Source organism: Rhodococcus sp. NBC_00294, assembly GCF_036163995.1.
Taxonomy (GTDB): Bacteria; Actinomycetota; Actinomycetes; order Mycobacteriales; family Mycobacteriaceae; genus Rhodococcoides.
The window spans coordinates 1899658-1915934 of sequence record NZ_CP108043.1 but is presented as its reverse complement, the minus strand read 5'-3'; the positions used below and the strand labels follow the sequence as shown (position 1 = coordinate 1915934).

Here is a 16277-nt window from a genome sequence, read left to right as displayed (position 1 = left end):
ACATGCCAGTACTCCCCACCGCGGATATCGCCAGCATCAGGAGTCTCGTCGCGTCGTCCAAACAGTCGCGGCATAAGAAGGGAGTCATCGCCGTCTCCGCTGCACCCGAGTGGGACAACGACGCCGACCTGACGATCGACGGACAAACGGTACGCGTGCGGACCGCTCCGTCCGTCCTGGCCATCAGAGACGCACTGACCGAGAGGTCTCACGTCGACTGGGTTGTCATTCTGACCGACCGGACACCGGCGGAGATCCCCGTGGGAGTGCTGGAGCACCTCGTCGCCGGCCGGCTCTCGAATCTCGATCCCTGGCCAGTGCTTCGGCAACTCTTCGGTGCGGCGAGACAGGAGTTCGATCTTCTCTCGCTGGACAATGGCTGCGCTCGCGCTGTAGTCCGAGAATTGCACACCGGTCACATCGCACCGGCGCCTGACGGCGTCTTGACAACCGATCACCTCTTCACCGTGCTGGCGCGCGAGAAGTTCGGCCTCGATCCCATAGAACTGACACCACACAGTTTTGCTCTGTGGTCGACTGACCCGGTCTCCACACACCGTTTCGACGTGTGGAGGACCAGTGTCGATTCGGCGCTGTTCGACCAGTTCTTGCGGTGGATCTCACGGACACTCGGTCCGCTCGGAGCACCCCTTGCACAGCTGATCAGGAAATCCAGTCCGTCAGACATCGTTCCGGTGGGTCTGGTTGCTGCTCTCCTGAACAACAGAGCGTCTGCATCGGCAGCTTTTCCGGCCCCTTTCGAGAAGTCCATCCGAGTACGCACCCTTCTCGAGGTCGTCGTCGGCGATTCGATTCACCTGTCCGAGTCGCACTTGGCTACCTGGGGCAACACGGCCACGTTGGCGGTGTCGGGATCCGCCGTGCCTACCGCCACCATCCGCCGAGCCGAAGCCCTGGTCGACGAACTTCAGGCATCCGCTCTCGTCGGTCGATCGGACGTTCTGCCGTCGGCACTTCGCCCACGGATAGAACGTTTCGCTGACGCTCTCAATAAAGCGATCGGTAGCACTGATCACCGTGACGTGGAGAATGCGTGGGCGAATGTGCTCGCTCATCGCTCCGCCGGCCTCGGTCACACCGATGCACCGCGCGATGTACGCGTCGGCGGGGCGGCGCTCAGGCTGCTCCGACACCTTGCGACTTCCGACGATGATCCCCAGACACTGCCAGCATGGCTCGCTGCGTACAGATCAGATCTCTCCTGGGTCGACGGCGCAGTCAACGTTGCATTCACCGGTGCAGACAACACCGTGCTGGCCGCGGCGACCCATCGGATCGTGGAAGCGGTGCGAATACGTAGAGCGCGTGCCGACCAGTTGTTCGCCCGGCTCGTGGCATCCAACGGGGTCCACAAGAGCGATATGGCCGGGTTGCTTTGGATCGAAGATTTACTCGACCGAGTAGTCAAACCCTTGACCGTTCCGCCACACGGAGCCACCGGCCATTCTGCAGGCGCGTCGTCGAGCCCGGTCCTGCTCGTCATCTGCGACGGCATGAGCGCATCCGTGGCGAACGACGTCGTGTCGGATGCACTCCGCCGCTATCGACCGCAATGGCAGGAGTGTGAACTCGAGGATGCCCCCTGGGCGCGAGCAGCACTCGCCGTGCTGCCGACCGTCACTACCTTCTCTCGGTGCTCCTTGCTGTCCGGCGCACTTACTGCCGGCACACAGGGTGAGGAGCGCAGCGGGTTCACCTCCTGGCTGCACCGCCGCGGCCTTGCGGCGTCAGGGAAGATTCTTTTTCACAAGGCAGACATGGATGCGGTCTCACGTGGCCACGCACTGGCCACCGAGGTCAGAGCTGCACTCGAGGACACAGAGCGCCGTCCGGTGGTGGCGTGTGTTCTCAACGACATCGACGATTCACTCGATCGGTCCGACCCGATCGGCACCACGTGGTCGACGTCGAGCTTCAAGCACTTGGATGCACTGCTCGCAGCCGCAGCGGTCGTCGGGCGCACCGTGGTGCTCACCAGCGATCACGGCCATGTGGTTGAGCGTCGCGAGCAGCCCAGCGTCCAGCGTGGAACGCGCGAATCCGCCCGCTACCGAAGTGTGTCGGATGCTGATCTCACCTCCGTACAAGCGGATGAGATCCTCGTCCAGGGTGAGCGTGTCCTGACGGACCGCAACCGAGCTGTACTCGCCGTCGACGAGCACGTGCGCTACACGGGTCTGAAGGCCGGATATCACGGTGGGGCGGCCCTGTCCGAAGCCGTGATACCGGTGAGCATTCTCGTGAACGGTGCTGTGCCACAGCATTTGGGACTAGTGGAGAGCCCCAGCGCGGCGCCGGTGTGGTGGGACGCTGCGCGACCGGCGATCACGACCGTGGACACCGCTCCACCGGTGCGACCACCATCGAAGAAGCACACAGCGCGGCCCGCGCCGACAGACACGCTCTTCGATGTAGCCGATCCGGCGACGCCGATTCATTCTGCGGTCGCGGGCGGCCGCGACCGCATTGCCGAACTTCTCGCGTCCCCTCTGTTCGCGCAGCAGTATGCGACTTTTCCTCCACGCATCGCCAAACAGCAGATTGGCCTTCTTCTCATCGCCCTCATCGAGGGGAACGGCCGGATCACTCTGCCCCAAGCAGCATCCATCCTCGGCGTGCAACCCGGTCGTGCACGACGCGCGATAGCTGCCCTCAGTCAAGTACTGAACGCAGACGGCGTCATCGCGCTGAGTGATAACGGAACCGAAGTGGAGCTGTCCGCGGATTTGATGTTCGAGCAGTACGGAGTTGCCCCATGACGTTGTCACCGGTTCGTCGGCGTGAAATCCTCCAAGCCTTGCGGCAGGGGACGGTCCCGTCAGGGAATCTCGATGTGTTGGCGGTCGGCATCGACAAGTTCGAGGCCACAGTGATCGAGGATCTCGATGCGGTGTCTGCGGGTGGCTCGATATTCAAGGCGGTTCGTGGCGAATACGGTTCGGGCAAGACTTTCTATGCGAGATGGCTGCAGCAGCAGGCACTCAAGCGCGGGATGGCTGTTGCCGAGGTGCAGATCAGTGAGGTCGAGACCCCATTGCACAAGCTCGAGACCGTCTACCGCAGGACAACGGAATCTCTGCGCACCTCTAGTTTCGCACCGTCAGCATTCCGAGGCGTCTTGGACTCCTGGCTTTACGGCATCGAGGAGGACGCTGCCGCGGCGGCAGGAGCGGATGAGGCCACGTCGGCTCAGGTCGAGGCCCTCCTGGAGACTCGTTTGGCGGCGGTCGCCGCTGCCACTCCGATCTATCCGATGGTGTTGCGCGCCTACCGCGATTGCCTGGAGCGGAGCGACACCGCGACTGCCGACGCCCTCGTCGCGTGGCTCGGCGGTCAGCCACACGTGAGTGCTGCAGCGAAGCGCGCCGCGGGGGTGCGGCAGGATGTCGATCATTTCCTGGCAATGGGTTTTCTCCAGGGACTCCTTGCCGTTCTCAAAGGGGCTCGTCATCCCGGGCTATTGCTCGTGATCGATGAGGTGGAAACGCTTCAGCGTATGCGGTCGGACACTCGCGAGAAAGCGCTGAATGCACTGCGGCAGTGGATCGACGAGCTGGACACCGGCCGTTATCCCGGCTTGTATTTGGTGATCACGGGTACTCCCGCATTCTTCGAGGGACGCATGGGTGTCCAATCACTCCCACCCCTGGCGCAACGCCTGCACACCGATTTCACGGGACCCGCTCGATTCGACAACCCGAGGGCGCCGCAGATCCGGCTCAGCGCGTTCGATCTCGACAAGCTTGTCGAAGTGGGTGTCCGAGTGCGAGATATTTATCGCCAAGGCGCCTCCTCACCGGCACGTATCGACGCCATGGTGGATGACGCATATATCGCCGTTCTGGCCCGCGCTGTCGCCGGGAAACTCGGTGGCAAAGTAGGGACGTCTCCACGACTATTTCTCAAGAAGATCGTGCTCGACGTGCTGGACAAGGTGGACCAGTTCGACGACTTCGATCCGAGACGGGACTACTCGCTGACTGTGACCGACTCCGAGATGACGGACACCGAACGGCATGCGGCATCCGCCGACGAGGTAGAGCTGTGAGCGGTTTCGATCTGCTCGACCCGGTCATCCAGCATCACGTCGTCAACACTCTAGGATGGCAAGGACTACGGCCGCTTCAGGACCGCGCAATTCGACCGATCCTCGACGGAGAAGACGCGATTCTGCTGGCACCAACCGCCGGCGGGAAGACGGAAGCCGCATGCTTTCCACTGTTGAGCAGGATGACAACACAACGCTGGCAAGGCTTGTCCGTCCTCTATCTCTGCCCTTTGAAGGCCTTGCTGAACAACTTGCAACCACGCGTGTCGGTTTACAGCGCCTGGACAGGACGGACCGCCGCCACCTGGCACGGCGACGTGACAGCAGCCGGGCGCGCTGTCATAAAACGTGACCGTCCCGACGTACTTCTCACCACGCCCGAATCGTTGGAATCGATGTTGGTGTCACGATCGGTGGATGCAGAACAGCTGTTCGGCGATCTGCAGGCAGTGGTGATCGACGAGGTACACGCTTTCGCAGGGGACGATCGGGGCTGGCACCTGCTGGCGGTACTGGCTCGAATCGAAAGCCTGCTCGGCCGGCCGCTGCAGCGCATCGGTATGTCTGCCACGGTAGGTAATCCGGCGGAGCTTCTACAGTGGCTGCAATCCGCGGACACCACCCGCATCGGCACCGTTATCGCACCGGACGTCCCCGCCAACGCGGTTGCCGCCATCGAGACCTCACTGACCATCTCTGCTCGATCAACCCTCCCTGCCTTGGCGTCGGTCGATGTCACTGTCGACTACGTCGGGAATGTCGACAACGCGGTCAAGGTCATCGCGGCACTCCACCACGGAGAGAAGCGACTCGTCTTCGTCGACTCGCGCCGCCTGGCCGAGGAGATTGGTGAGGGCCTGCATGATGCGGGAATCACCGTGTTTCTCTCTCACTCATCACTCTCTGCGGCCGAGCGTCGACGGTCCGAGGAGGCCTTCGCGGACGCCCGCGACTGCGTTATCGTCGCGACCTCGACCTTGGAGCTGGGGATCGATGTCGGTGACCTCGACCGCGTCATCCAGATCAATGCCCCGCGGACGGTCTCGTCATTCCTCCAGAGACTCGGGCGAACCGGTCGGCGGCCAGAGACGTTGCGTAACTGCCTGTTCCTGGCGCTCGACTCCAGCAACCTAGTATCCGTCCTCGGGATGCTGAGGTGTTGGAGCACCGGATGGGTCGAACCAGTCACGCCGCCCGTGGCGCCCCGCCACATCGCTGCGCAGCAGATACTCGCCTACGCCCTGCAGAATCACAAGATCGGACTGACGAACTGGCAGAAACCCTGGGGAACGCTGCCGCTGTTCGACACCACGGCCCAGCAGTCGTTCGAGTACCTCCTCGACGAGCGATTCCTCGAAAGCGACGGAGGAATTGCCTTCATCGGAACGGAGGCGGAGCAAAAATTCGGTCGACGCCACTTCATGGACCTGCTCGCGGTCTTCACTGCAGCGCCTCAGTTCACCGTGATGGCCGGCCGGAACGACATCGGTTTCGTGGAGACCGAAGTGCTCACCGAATCTGTCGAGGGCCCGCGAGTGCTACTTCTCGGCGGTCGTTCGTGGCTGGTCACCCACATCGACTGGAAGAGACGGCTCTGCTATGTCGAGTCAACCACCATCCCAGGACGGGCGAAGTGGGGTTCGGCGGGAGAGGGCGCATCCTTCCCTATTGCTCGCGGTATGCGCGCAGTCCTTTTGGGTGCCGCCCCAGCAGGAGTGAAGCTGACCCGGCGCGCACAGGATGACATCGAGGGAACACGGACCGACCGCAACGCTGCAGTGTCGTTGAACGCACTGGTCATCTCACGCGACGGAGATGATTGGCGATGGTGGACCTGGGCGGGCTCGCGGGCAAACCGAACTCTGTCCGCGTGGTTGCCCGACCTGATTCCTGCTCGTCAGAGCGCGCGCAGTGACTACATCCGACTGCACTCTGATCTCCGTCCGCGGGAGATCAGCGCTGCACTGGCAGCAGCACGCCGACCCGATGCACCGAAGCCGCTCCCTTTCGTCGATACGAAAGCTGTGCGAGGCCTGAAGTTTTCCGCGGCGTTACCCGACAAGCTTGCAGCACTGACGCTCTCCTCCCGTCTGGTGGACAGCGAGTCTGCGAACATCGTGCTCGCCGATCCGGTCCAGATCCACTCGACGTAGCAGTCACTACCGTGTACGAATTCCGAACTCCTCGAACATCAAGCTTTCATGCAGGACGACTTCCACCCCATTCTCTTCCAGAAGCGTTGCACCATCGCCGTTGATGACCTGACTCAGAACGGCGACTGCTTGACGAACCCGTGAGGCTCGGATTCCTAGAAGTTGCGCCACGGTATCGAATGGAAGCCGTCCGTTCGATGCGATCGCGGCAGACAACAGGATCCCGATCGACATAGGTGAGAACCGTGGAGAAAATTTCTCATAGCGCGCCATGAAGTCGCGGCTGGTGATTACAGCTGCGATGTGCGCCTCTACGCCCTGCTCCGCGATAGCGGGCAACGCGACGTCGACCCGCCGCACCGATTCCGGAGCAGCGTTCGAAGCCCCAGCCGGTTCTGGTGGATCGGCAGGACTGAAACCGAATGTGTCGATCAGTAATTCGACGAGTTGCTCCGCCATGGGCCGGTCGAGCTGGAACGACTGGCTGCTTTTCGGTGCGGACATGCGATTGTCCGAACCGAACGTCGACAGATGGATCAGTGGTTCGCCCCTGCCGTCGCGGATGACCGCGAACTGGCAATCGACCGCTGTCGGATGAGCCTTTACTCGTTGACTACTGGGCGCGATGGAGCGAACTTTCGCCATTACTAGACTGCCGACGCGACGGGATTGGTCGCGGGTGTCGGTTGAAGTCCTTGTCGCAGTCTGTTGACTGCGGCAGAGACAAGCTCTTGTCCCGGTAGCGAGAGGTTGCTACGCACGAACGCATCGATCTGTTCCGGCGGCGAGGTCACGCGAACGGCGTCGACCACTACTTCCCAGGTTTCGTAATCGGACGGATCGGCGAATCTGATCACCCCGATGCCGTGTTCGGCGGCCGTCTCCACCACTTGCTGCACGCTCGTCTTCAACGAGTCGGAGAGAACCGCCGGGATATGGGCGGCGACAAATGCGTGGGTTGCGGAGCGCCGGTGGGCCAAAGCCTCGTAGACAGCAACCACATTGACCTGGTCAGCCGGCTTGACCTCGAAGGTGATCACATCGAAGAGAAGATCCGGAACGAAATCGAACGTGGTGACACCGACAGCAACAAGATCCGGCCGCGTCCACTTTCCGCCCGTCTTCCGCCTCCCTAGGTTGGCAACGTCCTCGACCGCGATCGGCTCGAATCCGCGGTCAGCTCCCCACGCTCCTCTCAGCGTCGCCAGCATCGGCGCGTAGAGGTTCGATTCGGCAACCGGCGGCGTGACGATCGCGACTCCCCTGTTGGAATCCAACTCGATGTCGGACTCGTCCGCCGCGGGGGCTCGCTTGATGGCGCCGCCGCCGCCTGGTGCTCGGAGGATCAGGTGTTTGGCCAGCAAGCCGTCCTTGGCTCTCCCGTATCGGTTCTTGGGAAAGCCCAGACGCGTTCGGGCGGAGACGTTCCCGATAGGCGAACCATCGTCGGGAGTGATCGTGAACAGACGATACTCGTCCTGGGTGAGTTGAAGTTGCGTCATGCGCCCTGCTTTCGTGTGATGTCCTGCTGTCCTGTGGTCACGAGTGCTCGAACGCGCTCGATCGCAGCTTGCCGCATTGTGATGATCTCCTCGAAAGGCACGCCCTCCATCCGAGCGACCTGGGCTATCGAGCGAGGGGGCCCGCCTCCCAGTCCGAGTACGTCGATCACGACCCGCGCGTGCTTCGCGGGCAACGTCGCTGCGTATCGCAACATCATGTCGAATCCACCCGGCATCTCGCCGACGGTCTGCGTCGTCGCGTCTGTGCCGTGTCTCGGTTCTGCAGGTGCGGTGACTGCCGGCGTGGGTTCGATGAACGAAGGCAAGTCGACTGGTCGTCGGGCAGGCGGAGCCGGCTTCTCGATCGGCCGCGTCAGCCACTCTGTCAGCTTCCTAGGAGCGTGCGCGAGCGGGATGTCGACCTGCTCCTCGGCGATGTCGAGCAGTTGCTCGAGGAATGCCTCGTGGGCACCCAGGGCAGGATCTTCCGCGGTTCCCGGCACGTACAGAATGACGAATGCCGCTGCCCGGTCGCCCGGCTTCGGCCTCAGAACCCGCCCCATGCGCTGAATCATCTGACGACGAGAACTACTGCTCGCGATGATGACACCGACATCGACGGCCGGTACATCGATTCCCTCGTCGAGAACCCTTGGCGCGACCAGGTTGGTCAGCGCACCGGTACGGAATTGTTGCAAGACGCGAGTTCGCGCGAGGTGGTCCAGTCCGCTCGAGTACGCACTCGACTTCACTCCGTGGTCACGGAGCACCGCAGAACCCGTCTCTGCGGACTGCTTCGTTTCCGAGAACACGATGGACCTGTCCGATGACGCCAACGCTGGGGCCAACGTCCCCAGCGCGGCGATCTTGCCCGAGCAGTCCGCCAGCAGTGCGCGGCGTTTGCTGAATGCCGACAGATACCTGCTCGCGAGTCGCCCCTCGGGGAGATCCCGTTGGTCGGCCAATGCAGTGACGTCCTTCATGAATGCACCGAACGGGGCAGCCACGCAACCGAACTTACTGATGAGATTCTTTCGGGCATCCCGCGCGACAGCATCGTGCTCGTCGAACTTCTTCCGTTCGTCGGGCGTGAAGTCGATGGCCACAGTCATCACACGAACCGGAGCAAGCACGTTGTCGCGCCGACCGCGGGTGAAGTCGCAGCCGGGGACCATTGTCTCGAAGTAAGGCCGTATGTAGGTGTCGACGCCCTCGTCCTGTCGCTCCAGGGTTGCCGTCAGACCGAGTCGATGGTCGAACCTGTCGCTGAAGACTTGGGCGAATCCGTCTGTGCCGTAACGGTGGACCTCATCGGCAATCAGCAGCGCGCCGGGTCGTGGCTGCGGAGCACCCGCCTTGATCGCCGACTGGACAGTGGTGATCAAGACGCTGCTGTGCCGGAAGTCGTCTCGATGTCCGTTTCCTCGACGGCCCACGGACACTGAAGGAAGAAACAACTTGACCTCGGTGTACCACTGTTCGAGGAGGTCGATCGTCGGGACCACCACCAGGACCTGCTGGTTCATACTTCTCGCCGCCACCATCGCGGCGATACCGACGCGTGTCTTGCCCGTCCCGGTCACGGCCTCGACGATGGCGCGGTGACCGGCGGCCCGCCAGGCGTCGAACGCTTCCTTCTGCCATGCCCGCAATTCGGTCATGAGGCTGCATCCTCTGGTCGTACCCATTCCGCGACACCGTCCGGCCGTTGCCGACGAACCAGCTTCTTGGTCAGCTCCAGGTCTGCCAACAGCTGCCCGGCGACGATCGGTGTCATACCGGTGACCAGAGCACATCGCCGTACTGTCAGTGGCGCGTCAGGGCGCGCCGCAGCAAGAGCGATCACACGACCGGTCGACAGACCCGCGGCGGGAAGCGATGCGAGTGCTGCTTGGACTGCGGCGGGCAGCATCTCGATCCCTACGCCCGATCTCCGCAGTGCGGGTGCAGCCGGCGGGGCGACTTTCTCGTTTGCAACGGCACGTTTCGGCATGCTGGCGGGCGAGGCAAGAGTGCGCCGGGTCGGAACGGGGCTGCGAGACACCGGGGTCCGCTTGACCCGAGCTCGTCTGACCGGCGTTCGTTCGACCGCGTCCGGTACAACTGGCGCTGATCGCTGACGCGGTGCGTAACGAGAATCGACACGAATCTCACTCGAACCGTCGAATCGCGGTGGGCGGGTCTCCCCCGGTTCGAGCTCCTGTTTCAGCCGCGGGATTGCGCGCCACCCGGTTGCGATCCTCGACCACAACGGGCAGAGGAGCGATAGGGGCTTCGATTGTCGGCGCGGGAACAATCGAGAAGTCGTCCGGATCTGCCTCGTCATTCGGGTCGACGGACAGGACGACTGGGTTCCAGCGTAATTCGTGGCCATCGGCGAGGATGTCCACTTCCCCGGGCAGAATACCGAGTGCGTCGAGCGTCTCGACCACGGGCTTCAGCGCGGCGTCGATATTGACGACGACATCGGACGCGCGGAGTCGGGCGATTGCCCACCCGGCCCGCCGCAAGTCCATCTCGCGGCGTAGTCGGGCCAGGATGTGCTCGGGAGACGACTCCCGATCGTCGTCGCATTCGATAGCGAGTTTGGTCGCCGCACCTGTCACGACGAGGTCGAGCACCACCTCGTTGATCGTGTTCGACGAGTTGACGTGGTAGCCGCGATCGCGCAGCGCAATGAGCACTCGTTGCGCTGTCATCGACGCCAGATCGGGGTGCAGTGTCGAGGTATCGACCACGCGTGGCATCGCCGGCACCGGAACCGTGGGCGCGGCGCGGACGTAGGACAGCAGTGACGTGCGTAAGTCGACTGCCGATAGTTGTTCGACGGTCACGGAGTGGAACAGCCAAAGCTGATTCTTCGCTCGGGTTGCCGCAACATTGAATCGCCGCTGCCACAATTCGCTGGTCATCGCCAAAGTAGACGACTCGGAACCTACGACCATCGACACGAACATGACGTCTCGCTCGTCACCTTGGAATTCCGGCGAAGTGCCGACCCGAAGACGAAGGTGGTCACGCTGTTCGGCCGGAATGCGCTCTGCGATCAATGCCCGAATCAGCTCCGTGTGCGCACGGCTCTGCAGAACCACGACCCCGAAATCCATGCCGTCGTAGTCAGGGTCCGCGATACAATCGCACAGCTGGTCGACCAACCGTCGAGCTTCGGCCTGATTGACCAGTGTCGCGCTGGAACCTGACGTCTTTCCGTCGGCGACATAAGTCGACCGCAGTGGCGGCAGCCGATCCGCGCCGAACTGCCGCACAGGTACCAGCGGTGAGTCCTGGTAGAACTGCTTCGACGACCATTCGATGATCTCCGGCATCGACCGGAAATGCTCTCGGAGTCGCACGCGCTGGTCGTACCTACTGCGCAACAACGAGAACAGGCTCGACCGCGGCGTGAAGTTGTTCCGGACGTGCATCGGCAGATCGCCCAGGAAGGTGTCCACTCGCTCGTACAGAACGTCGTCGGAGATCTTCTGCACTCGATCCGGTGCACACTGCTTGTCGTCACCGACCACGATGACCCGTGGAGCGAGCCACATCAGAAAGAGGCTGCTGATGTTCGCTTGACTTGCTTCGTCGACGATCACCACGTCGAAAACGTTCTGCCCCGGCGGTATGGACGACAGCACCTGACCGATCGGCATGATCCATGCCGGTACCGCACTCTGAGCCTCCTGCATGGCCGTACGTGCGGCGGCTCGGTAGCGCTGCGCCGCGCGGGTACGGCCGGCACCCACATTGCGCACACTGTCCTGGTAGGTGCGCAGCGCCTGCATCTCCCGCGACGTCATGCGATCGAGGCATGCCCGCCACGCCGATTCCGCGGCCAATGACGCTGTCAAACGAAGGATCTCGTCGTCGACGGCGTCGTACTCTTCATCGAGATCGGGATCGGTCGGACGAGTGAGATGCTGTTCGAGTTGCTGACGCGCCCACCTCCATTCCCATGCACTAGCGAAATCGCCGGAGACAGCGACCCAGTCAGTTTCCCGTTCCTCGACAATCAGCTGCGCCAAGCTGGGCGCAGCCGCATCGAGATCTCGAAGTATGCGATCCATCGACACTTGCTCATGGTGTTCAGCGGACGCACCCAGGTAGGCACGGACGGCGGATTCGAAGGACACTATGTCCGCCGTGCGAAGGGCATCGGACAACGCCAGCGATTCCGGGCTGTCAGAGCTGCCAGTCGCCGAGTCCAGGCTGTCCGCCGCATTGCCGAGTTGATCCATCGACACCCGTGAGTCGGACCCCGCCAATGTGGTGTCGATCTCCCGAGCGAGGGACGCAACGTCGACGAGGTCTCGCACAGCGACTCGCCCGCCCAGTTCGTCGGCAAGCCCTGCGATCCGCTCCGCCAGGTCGCCCACCACTGTCACCGTCCGCAGCGCTGTCGCGAGCGAGTTGATTCGTGACGCGCGGGTGCCTCGGACTACGACTTCGATACCGATATCGGCCAGCATGGCAGCGGCCTGGTCCACGGTACGGATCACTCGAATATGTTCCGCAACAACTTGATAGGCGTCTCCTCCGCGGGCGGGGAGGCCGTCGACAGTGGCGTTGGCACCGAGGGCATCGACGGCTGATTGCTCCTTCGGAGTTCTCAGCCATCTGAGGGTGTCGAACCGCCCTTCGCTGTACAAGCGCGCAGCAGCGTCGAACACCGATAGCGCCTCCGCGTCGGTTCGGTCCACATCGACGTCAGCCGTCCCCACGACCGCGTCCGCCGCCGTCGCCGTATCGAGCAGTGTAGGGACCGTCCGTGCACGCGTCCACAGATAACCCAAGGAACCGGATACGACGTCGTCGAGGATCGAACGCGTGTCATCGTCGAGTTGTTCTGCACGCGTGAGTATCTGCCGAGTCAGCGCGGCGTATCTGCGCAGATCCGATACGGAGACGTCGACCAGTGCAGTCTGGACGGTGCGCGCATTCGCGCTTTCGCACAGCCGTGCGATCACTGCCTTCGACGGCAGGATCGTCGAGAGATCAGCAAATGTCTGCTGACGACGATCAGCCTGGTGCACTTCACTGGCCACGAGCAAGCGCGCCAGCTCGCCGAAGCGGACTGCCGACAGCGGCGGCTGCTCCGAATACACCGGACCAGGAAGCCACGACAAGGAATCGGCCGTTGTTTCCAGCTTCGACGCGATGGCGGACAACGTCCCCATGTAGTGCGCGCCGAACGTGTGAATGACGGACTCAGCTGCTCTGGACGAGACCAACTCGCCTTCGAGCGTGTACTTCTTGTTGATCGCGCCGTATCTCGCCGCCGCGGTTCGCGCGATCGTCCTGTCTGCGGTCGGGAGATCGAACTCGGCACGCCGCCGAGCTATGACCGAGATACTGTGGTCGAGTTCCTCCGACCCGCCTTTGGCCAGATCGGTGATCGAGACACATAAGTCCTGCAGCTCGACGGGTAGCTTGTCTCGCAATACCCGTAACGCCTGCGACTTCTCGCTGGTGACGAGGACACGTTGACCGCGGGCAAGAAGAGCAGACATCAAGTTTGCGATCGTGTGCGTCTTTCCCGTACCGGGCGGCCCTTCCACCACCACCCCGGTATCGAGCGAAAGCTTCTCCATGATGCTGGCCTGCGCACGATTTGCTGGGAGCGGGAACAATGCCTCAGTGGTCGGTTCATCAGACGGTGTGCCCAGCCATTCGAGCCTGGCCGTCGAATCGATGCTCTCGACGAGCTGTTGAAGTCCCAGAGGTACCGCTGCGCCGGACTCCAGCGCCGCGATCATGGCGTCGTAGTAGGACACGAGCGCGTACCCGGTACGTCGGCGAAGCACCAGCGCCGGTGACTCGCGCAGCGTTCCCCGACGCGCCGCGGGAGGGACGTTGTGGTCAGCGATGTATCGCACTCCGCGGAACGCAGATTTCGACCACTCGGCGAGGATCGCCGACACCGCATCGTCCAACGGCGAGGCAGCCGAATCGGCCAGCTTCTTCCCGAGCGCAGCCGAGGACGCCGAAACGAGACCCTCGAGCCCGAGAAGAAGTTGCCGATCCTCGAGCCGTGGGCTGCTGCCCGCCGTTTCTCTGACCAGAAGGTCGCCGGTGTCGTCATCGCGGACGATCTCCACCGGCTGGGTGATCAGGTGGGAGTCGACGGGTGTTCCCGCCACCACCGCTGACAGCAGCCCGGCAGCTAGGACAACTTCGACCGTCTCCGGCTGCGCATGCGACTCCTCACGCATGCGATCAACGGAGAGGAACAACTCGGCGAGGGGCCGGCGCTGGAGGTCCACTCGTGCCCACTCACGCCACGTCGGCAGCCACGCGTCGAATTCTCGGCGTGCAGCTACGGAGGCCCCTGACGACAGCGTCGGTGCCTCGGTAGCGACGTTGATGGCACCGGACACGTGACCTTCGAGTTCTGCAGAAAGGACCGGTGGCGGTTCGACGCTGACTCGCTCGATACGCACCACGACGTCGCCCGATGCAGCGGTCGCGTCGATATCAAGGGGTCGGTCCTTCCGGTACAACCACTCGAGCCTGGTCTTGCGCCCATATTCCCGGTCAGGTTTGGACTGCGACGACACAGACTCGCGTAAGAACTCGAGTAGACGAAGTACCCGCCCTCGAACCTCTGCGTCGTCCTGATCAGCCACTGCGCTCCTCTACCCATGTTGTCCACACAATCTAGCGGGCAATCCCGACAAACGTGATGGGTGGTTGGGTTCACGATCCAACCTTCGGAAGCGGAACGAGCCATGCGGCGCTGGGTGTCGAAGCAGCTGAAGCGATTCCTACGCCACATCGTCGGCGCCCTTCCGTGCACAATCGGACCATGGTCGTCAACATCAGGCTCAGTGATCGGCGGGAACTGACTGCCCTGGAAACCGAGCAGGATTCACTCAACAGACTGTGGGTCGGGTACGACCCGACTGCGACGTCTCAGGAAATTTGGCACAACAACCGCGGCCGTTACGTGGTCAGCGAGAAGCGACTCCATGACCAGCACTACGTCACCTTCTCTCGACGCGGCGCAGTCGTAGCGGTAGCCGAGCTGCACAACCACGAACGCGTATCGGACCCGGGACCGCGATCCGAGAAGATCGCCTTCATCGGGCGGCCCTTGGCACCGGGCGACACAGCATACGACCACTTGATCGGAATGTCGGTTCCCAGCGCAGGTCAGAATCCCGTGCAGTACATCGCTATCGAGCCTCCGAACGGTACGGGTGGTGCACCGGTGCTAGCGGAGGGCAATACGGTGCTTCTCACCTGGAATCCGGCGCACTCCGACTTCTACGCAGACGGAACAGAACCCGGTCCGGAAAATTGGTCTACGGGCGGTCGCCGATCTGGCATCTCCCCCCGGTGACCGCGTTTTCATGCTTCGACAAGGCGTGGGCACGCGCGGGTTGGTAGCGAGTGGGTACGCCACCAGCGAGATCTACTCCGGTGCCCACTGGGAAACGCGTTCCAAGGCAGCGAACTACGTCAAGGTTCAGTGGGACACGATCCTCGATGAACCAGAGGTCCTCGCCATCGAGACGCTGTCAGCGGCGATTCCCGGGCAGCATTGGACTCCACAATCCAGCGGAACGTTCATCAAACCCGAGTTGGTCGGCCACCTGGAGGATTTGTGGAGAGACTTCTCAACCAGTGGCGTCGGCGAGCCACCGCCGCGCGGTGGCGCCGGTCGACAAAACGACCCCGTACGGCGAAAAAAGGTCGAAAGCGCTGCACAACAACGCTTGATGAAGTACTACGACGATCAAGATTGGGTCGTGAAGGATACTCACCTCACCTGCCCCTACGACGCTGTAGCGACGAAGGGACGAAAGATGCTGTATCTCGAGGCGAAGGGCACAGAGGGCTCTGGCTCCGTCGTCCGTGTTACACGTAACGAGGTCGACCATGCTCGAGAAAATCCGACCACGACCTTCATCGGCATCTGGTCCGATATCTGTTTCGGCGACGACGACGAAGTCGATCAGCAGTCCGGTACGTTCACTGTCCAGCCGTTCGCACCGAAGAAATCCGAACTCAAAGTCGTCGATTACGAGTGGAGGCCGAGCAAACCGCAGAAGTAATCGACTTCTGTGAACAAGATACGTGGACACGAAGCACAGCGTGCAGCTCGTTTACCTGCCCGTGGTTCGCCCGAACTCCGTCGGATAACGCCTCGATTGTCGTTCAAACTGCGACGAAGTGCGACAAGATCTGCTGCACCTCGTAGATGTCGACCGACTTGTTGAATTGCTTCTCAATGGGTGCCGGGTTGCCGGAAATCCAGATCTTGAGCTCGGCGTCCAAATCGAACGTGCCCGCAGTCTCCACGGAGAAGTGGGTGATCGCCCGATAGAGGACGCTGTGGTACTCCACCTTCCGGCCGGTGATGCCCTGCTTGTCCACCATGATGAGACGACGGTTGGTGAACAGGAACGCGTCTCGGATCAACAGGTAGGCCGCGTGGATCTGTTCTCCGTTGCCGAGCAGCCGGCCGTACTCGGCGTGAGCCGCCTGCGGGTCGATACGTCCAGCATTGCCCATCATGCCGTCGAACAGTCCCATGATCCACTCCATCAA

The 16277-nt window shown here is 62.4% G+C and carries 10 protein-coding genes; 5 read left to right on the top strand and 5 right to left on the bottom strand.

From position 1 onward, the window contains the following. Positions 1-2: 2 nt before the first annotated feature. From pglZ to OHB23_RS08990, 3 genes are read left to right on the top strand one after another with little or no spacing between them, the layout of a single operon-like run. On the top strand, positions 3-2780 hold the full coding sequence (pglZ, locus tag OHB23_RS09000) for a BREX-2 system phosphatase PglZ (protein WP_328811365.1): 2778 nt from the start codon (positions 3-5) through the stop codon (positions 2778-2780). Then, entirely contained in the window at positions 2777-4069 is a 1293-nt protein-coding gene (brxD, locus tag OHB23_RS08995) for a BREX system ATP-binding protein BrxD (RefSeq protein ID WP_328811364.1), read from the top strand. Before pglZ ends, brxD begins: the two co-directional genes overlap by 4 nt. Next, entirely contained in the window at positions 4066-6222 is a 2157-nt protein-coding gene (locus OHB23_RS08990; RefSeq protein WP_328811363.1) for a DEAD/DEAH box helicase, read from the top strand. The genes brxD and OHB23_RS08990 overlap by 4 nt, the downstream gene beginning before the upstream one ends. A gap of 6 nt (positions 6223-6228) precedes the next feature. On the opposite strand, the gene OHB23_RS08985 is transcribed toward OHB23_RS08990, so the two are convergent. The 4 genes from OHB23_RS08985 to OHB23_RS08970 form a co-directional block, all read right to left on the bottom strand. Further along, positions 6229-6867 carry a hypothetical protein gene (locus OHB23_RS08985; protein ID WP_328811362.1) on the bottom strand — a complete coding sequence of 213 codons (639 nt, stop codon included), beginning with the start codon at positions 6865-6867 and terminating at the stop codon, positions 6229-6231. A gap of 2 nt (positions 6868-6869) precedes the next feature. Then, entirely contained in the window at positions 6870-7724 is an 855-nt protein-coding gene (locus OHB23_RS08980; protein ID WP_328811361.1) for a hypothetical protein, read from the bottom strand. Continuing rightward, positions 7721-9385 (bottom strand): DEAD/DEAH box helicase, encoded by a 1665-nt coding sequence (locus OHB23_RS08975; protein ID WP_328811360.1) that lies wholly within the window; start codon positions 9383-9385, stop codon positions 7721-7723. The genes OHB23_RS08980 and OHB23_RS08975 overlap by 4 nt, the downstream gene beginning before the upstream one ends. Positions 9386-9874: 489 nt before the next feature. Continuing rightward, positions 9875-14350: an AAA domain-containing protein gene (locus OHB23_RS08970; RefSeq protein ID WP_328811359.1), complete on the bottom strand. Its 4476-nt coding sequence runs from the start codon at positions 14348-14350 to the stop codon at positions 9875-9877. Positions 14351-14529: 179 nt separating this feature from the next. Here OHB23_RS08970 and OHB23_RS08965 point away from each other — a divergent pair, with 179 nt between their 5' ends. Both OHB23_RS08965 and OHB23_RS08960 read left to right on the top strand, forming a co-directional pair. After that, on the top strand, positions 14530-15066 hold the full coding sequence (locus tag OHB23_RS08965) for a hypothetical protein (RefSeq protein ID WP_328811358.1): 537 nt from the start codon (positions 14530-14532) through the stop codon (positions 15064-15066). 25 nt (positions 15067-15091) lie between these two features. Then, the gene (locus OHB23_RS08960; protein ID WP_328811357.1) at positions 15092-15781 is read left to right on the top strand and encodes a protein NO VEIN domain-containing protein; all 690 of its coding nucleotides are present in this window, start codon (positions 15092-15094) and stop codon (positions 15779-15781) included. A gap of 103 nt (positions 15782-15884) precedes the next feature. Here the strand turns inward: OHB23_RS08960 and OHB23_RS08955 are convergent, their stop codons facing one another. After that, complete coding sequence (locus OHB23_RS08955; protein WP_328811356.1) at positions 15885-16262, bottom strand: PH domain-containing protein; 378 nt, start codon at positions 16260-16262, stop codon at positions 15885-15887. Between the last annotated feature and the right edge of the window lie 15 nt (positions 16263-16277).

Bases quoted from the DNA above. Each gene is read 5' to 3' on its own strand.
- pglZ (WP_328811365.1), top strand. From the start codon at position 3: ATGCCAGTACTCCCCACCGCGGATATCGCCAGCATCAGGAGTCTCGTC.
- brxD (WP_328811364.1), top strand. From the start codon at position 2,777: ATGACGTTGTCACCGGTTCGTCGGCGTGAAATCCTCCAAGCCTTGCGG.
- OHB23_RS08985 (WP_328811362.1), bottom strand. From the start codon at position 6,867: ATGGCGAAAGTTCGCTCCATCGCGCCCAGTAGTCAACGAGTAAAGGCT.
- OHB23_RS08980 (WP_328811361.1), bottom strand. From the start codon at position 7,724: ATGACGCAACTTCAACTCACCCAGGACGAGTATCGTCTGTTCACGATC.
- OHB23_RS08975 (WP_328811360.1), bottom strand. From the start codon at position 9,385: ATGACCGAATTGCGGGCATGGCAGAAGGAAGCGTTCGACGCCTGGCGG.
- OHB23_RS08965 (WP_328811358.1), top strand. From the start codon at position 14,530: ATGGTCGTCAACATCAGGCTCAGTGATCGGCGGGAACTGACTGCCCTG.
- OHB23_RS08955 (WP_328811356.1), bottom strand. From the start codon at position 16,262: ATGGGACTGTTCGACGGCATGATGGGCAATGCTGGACGTATCGACCCG.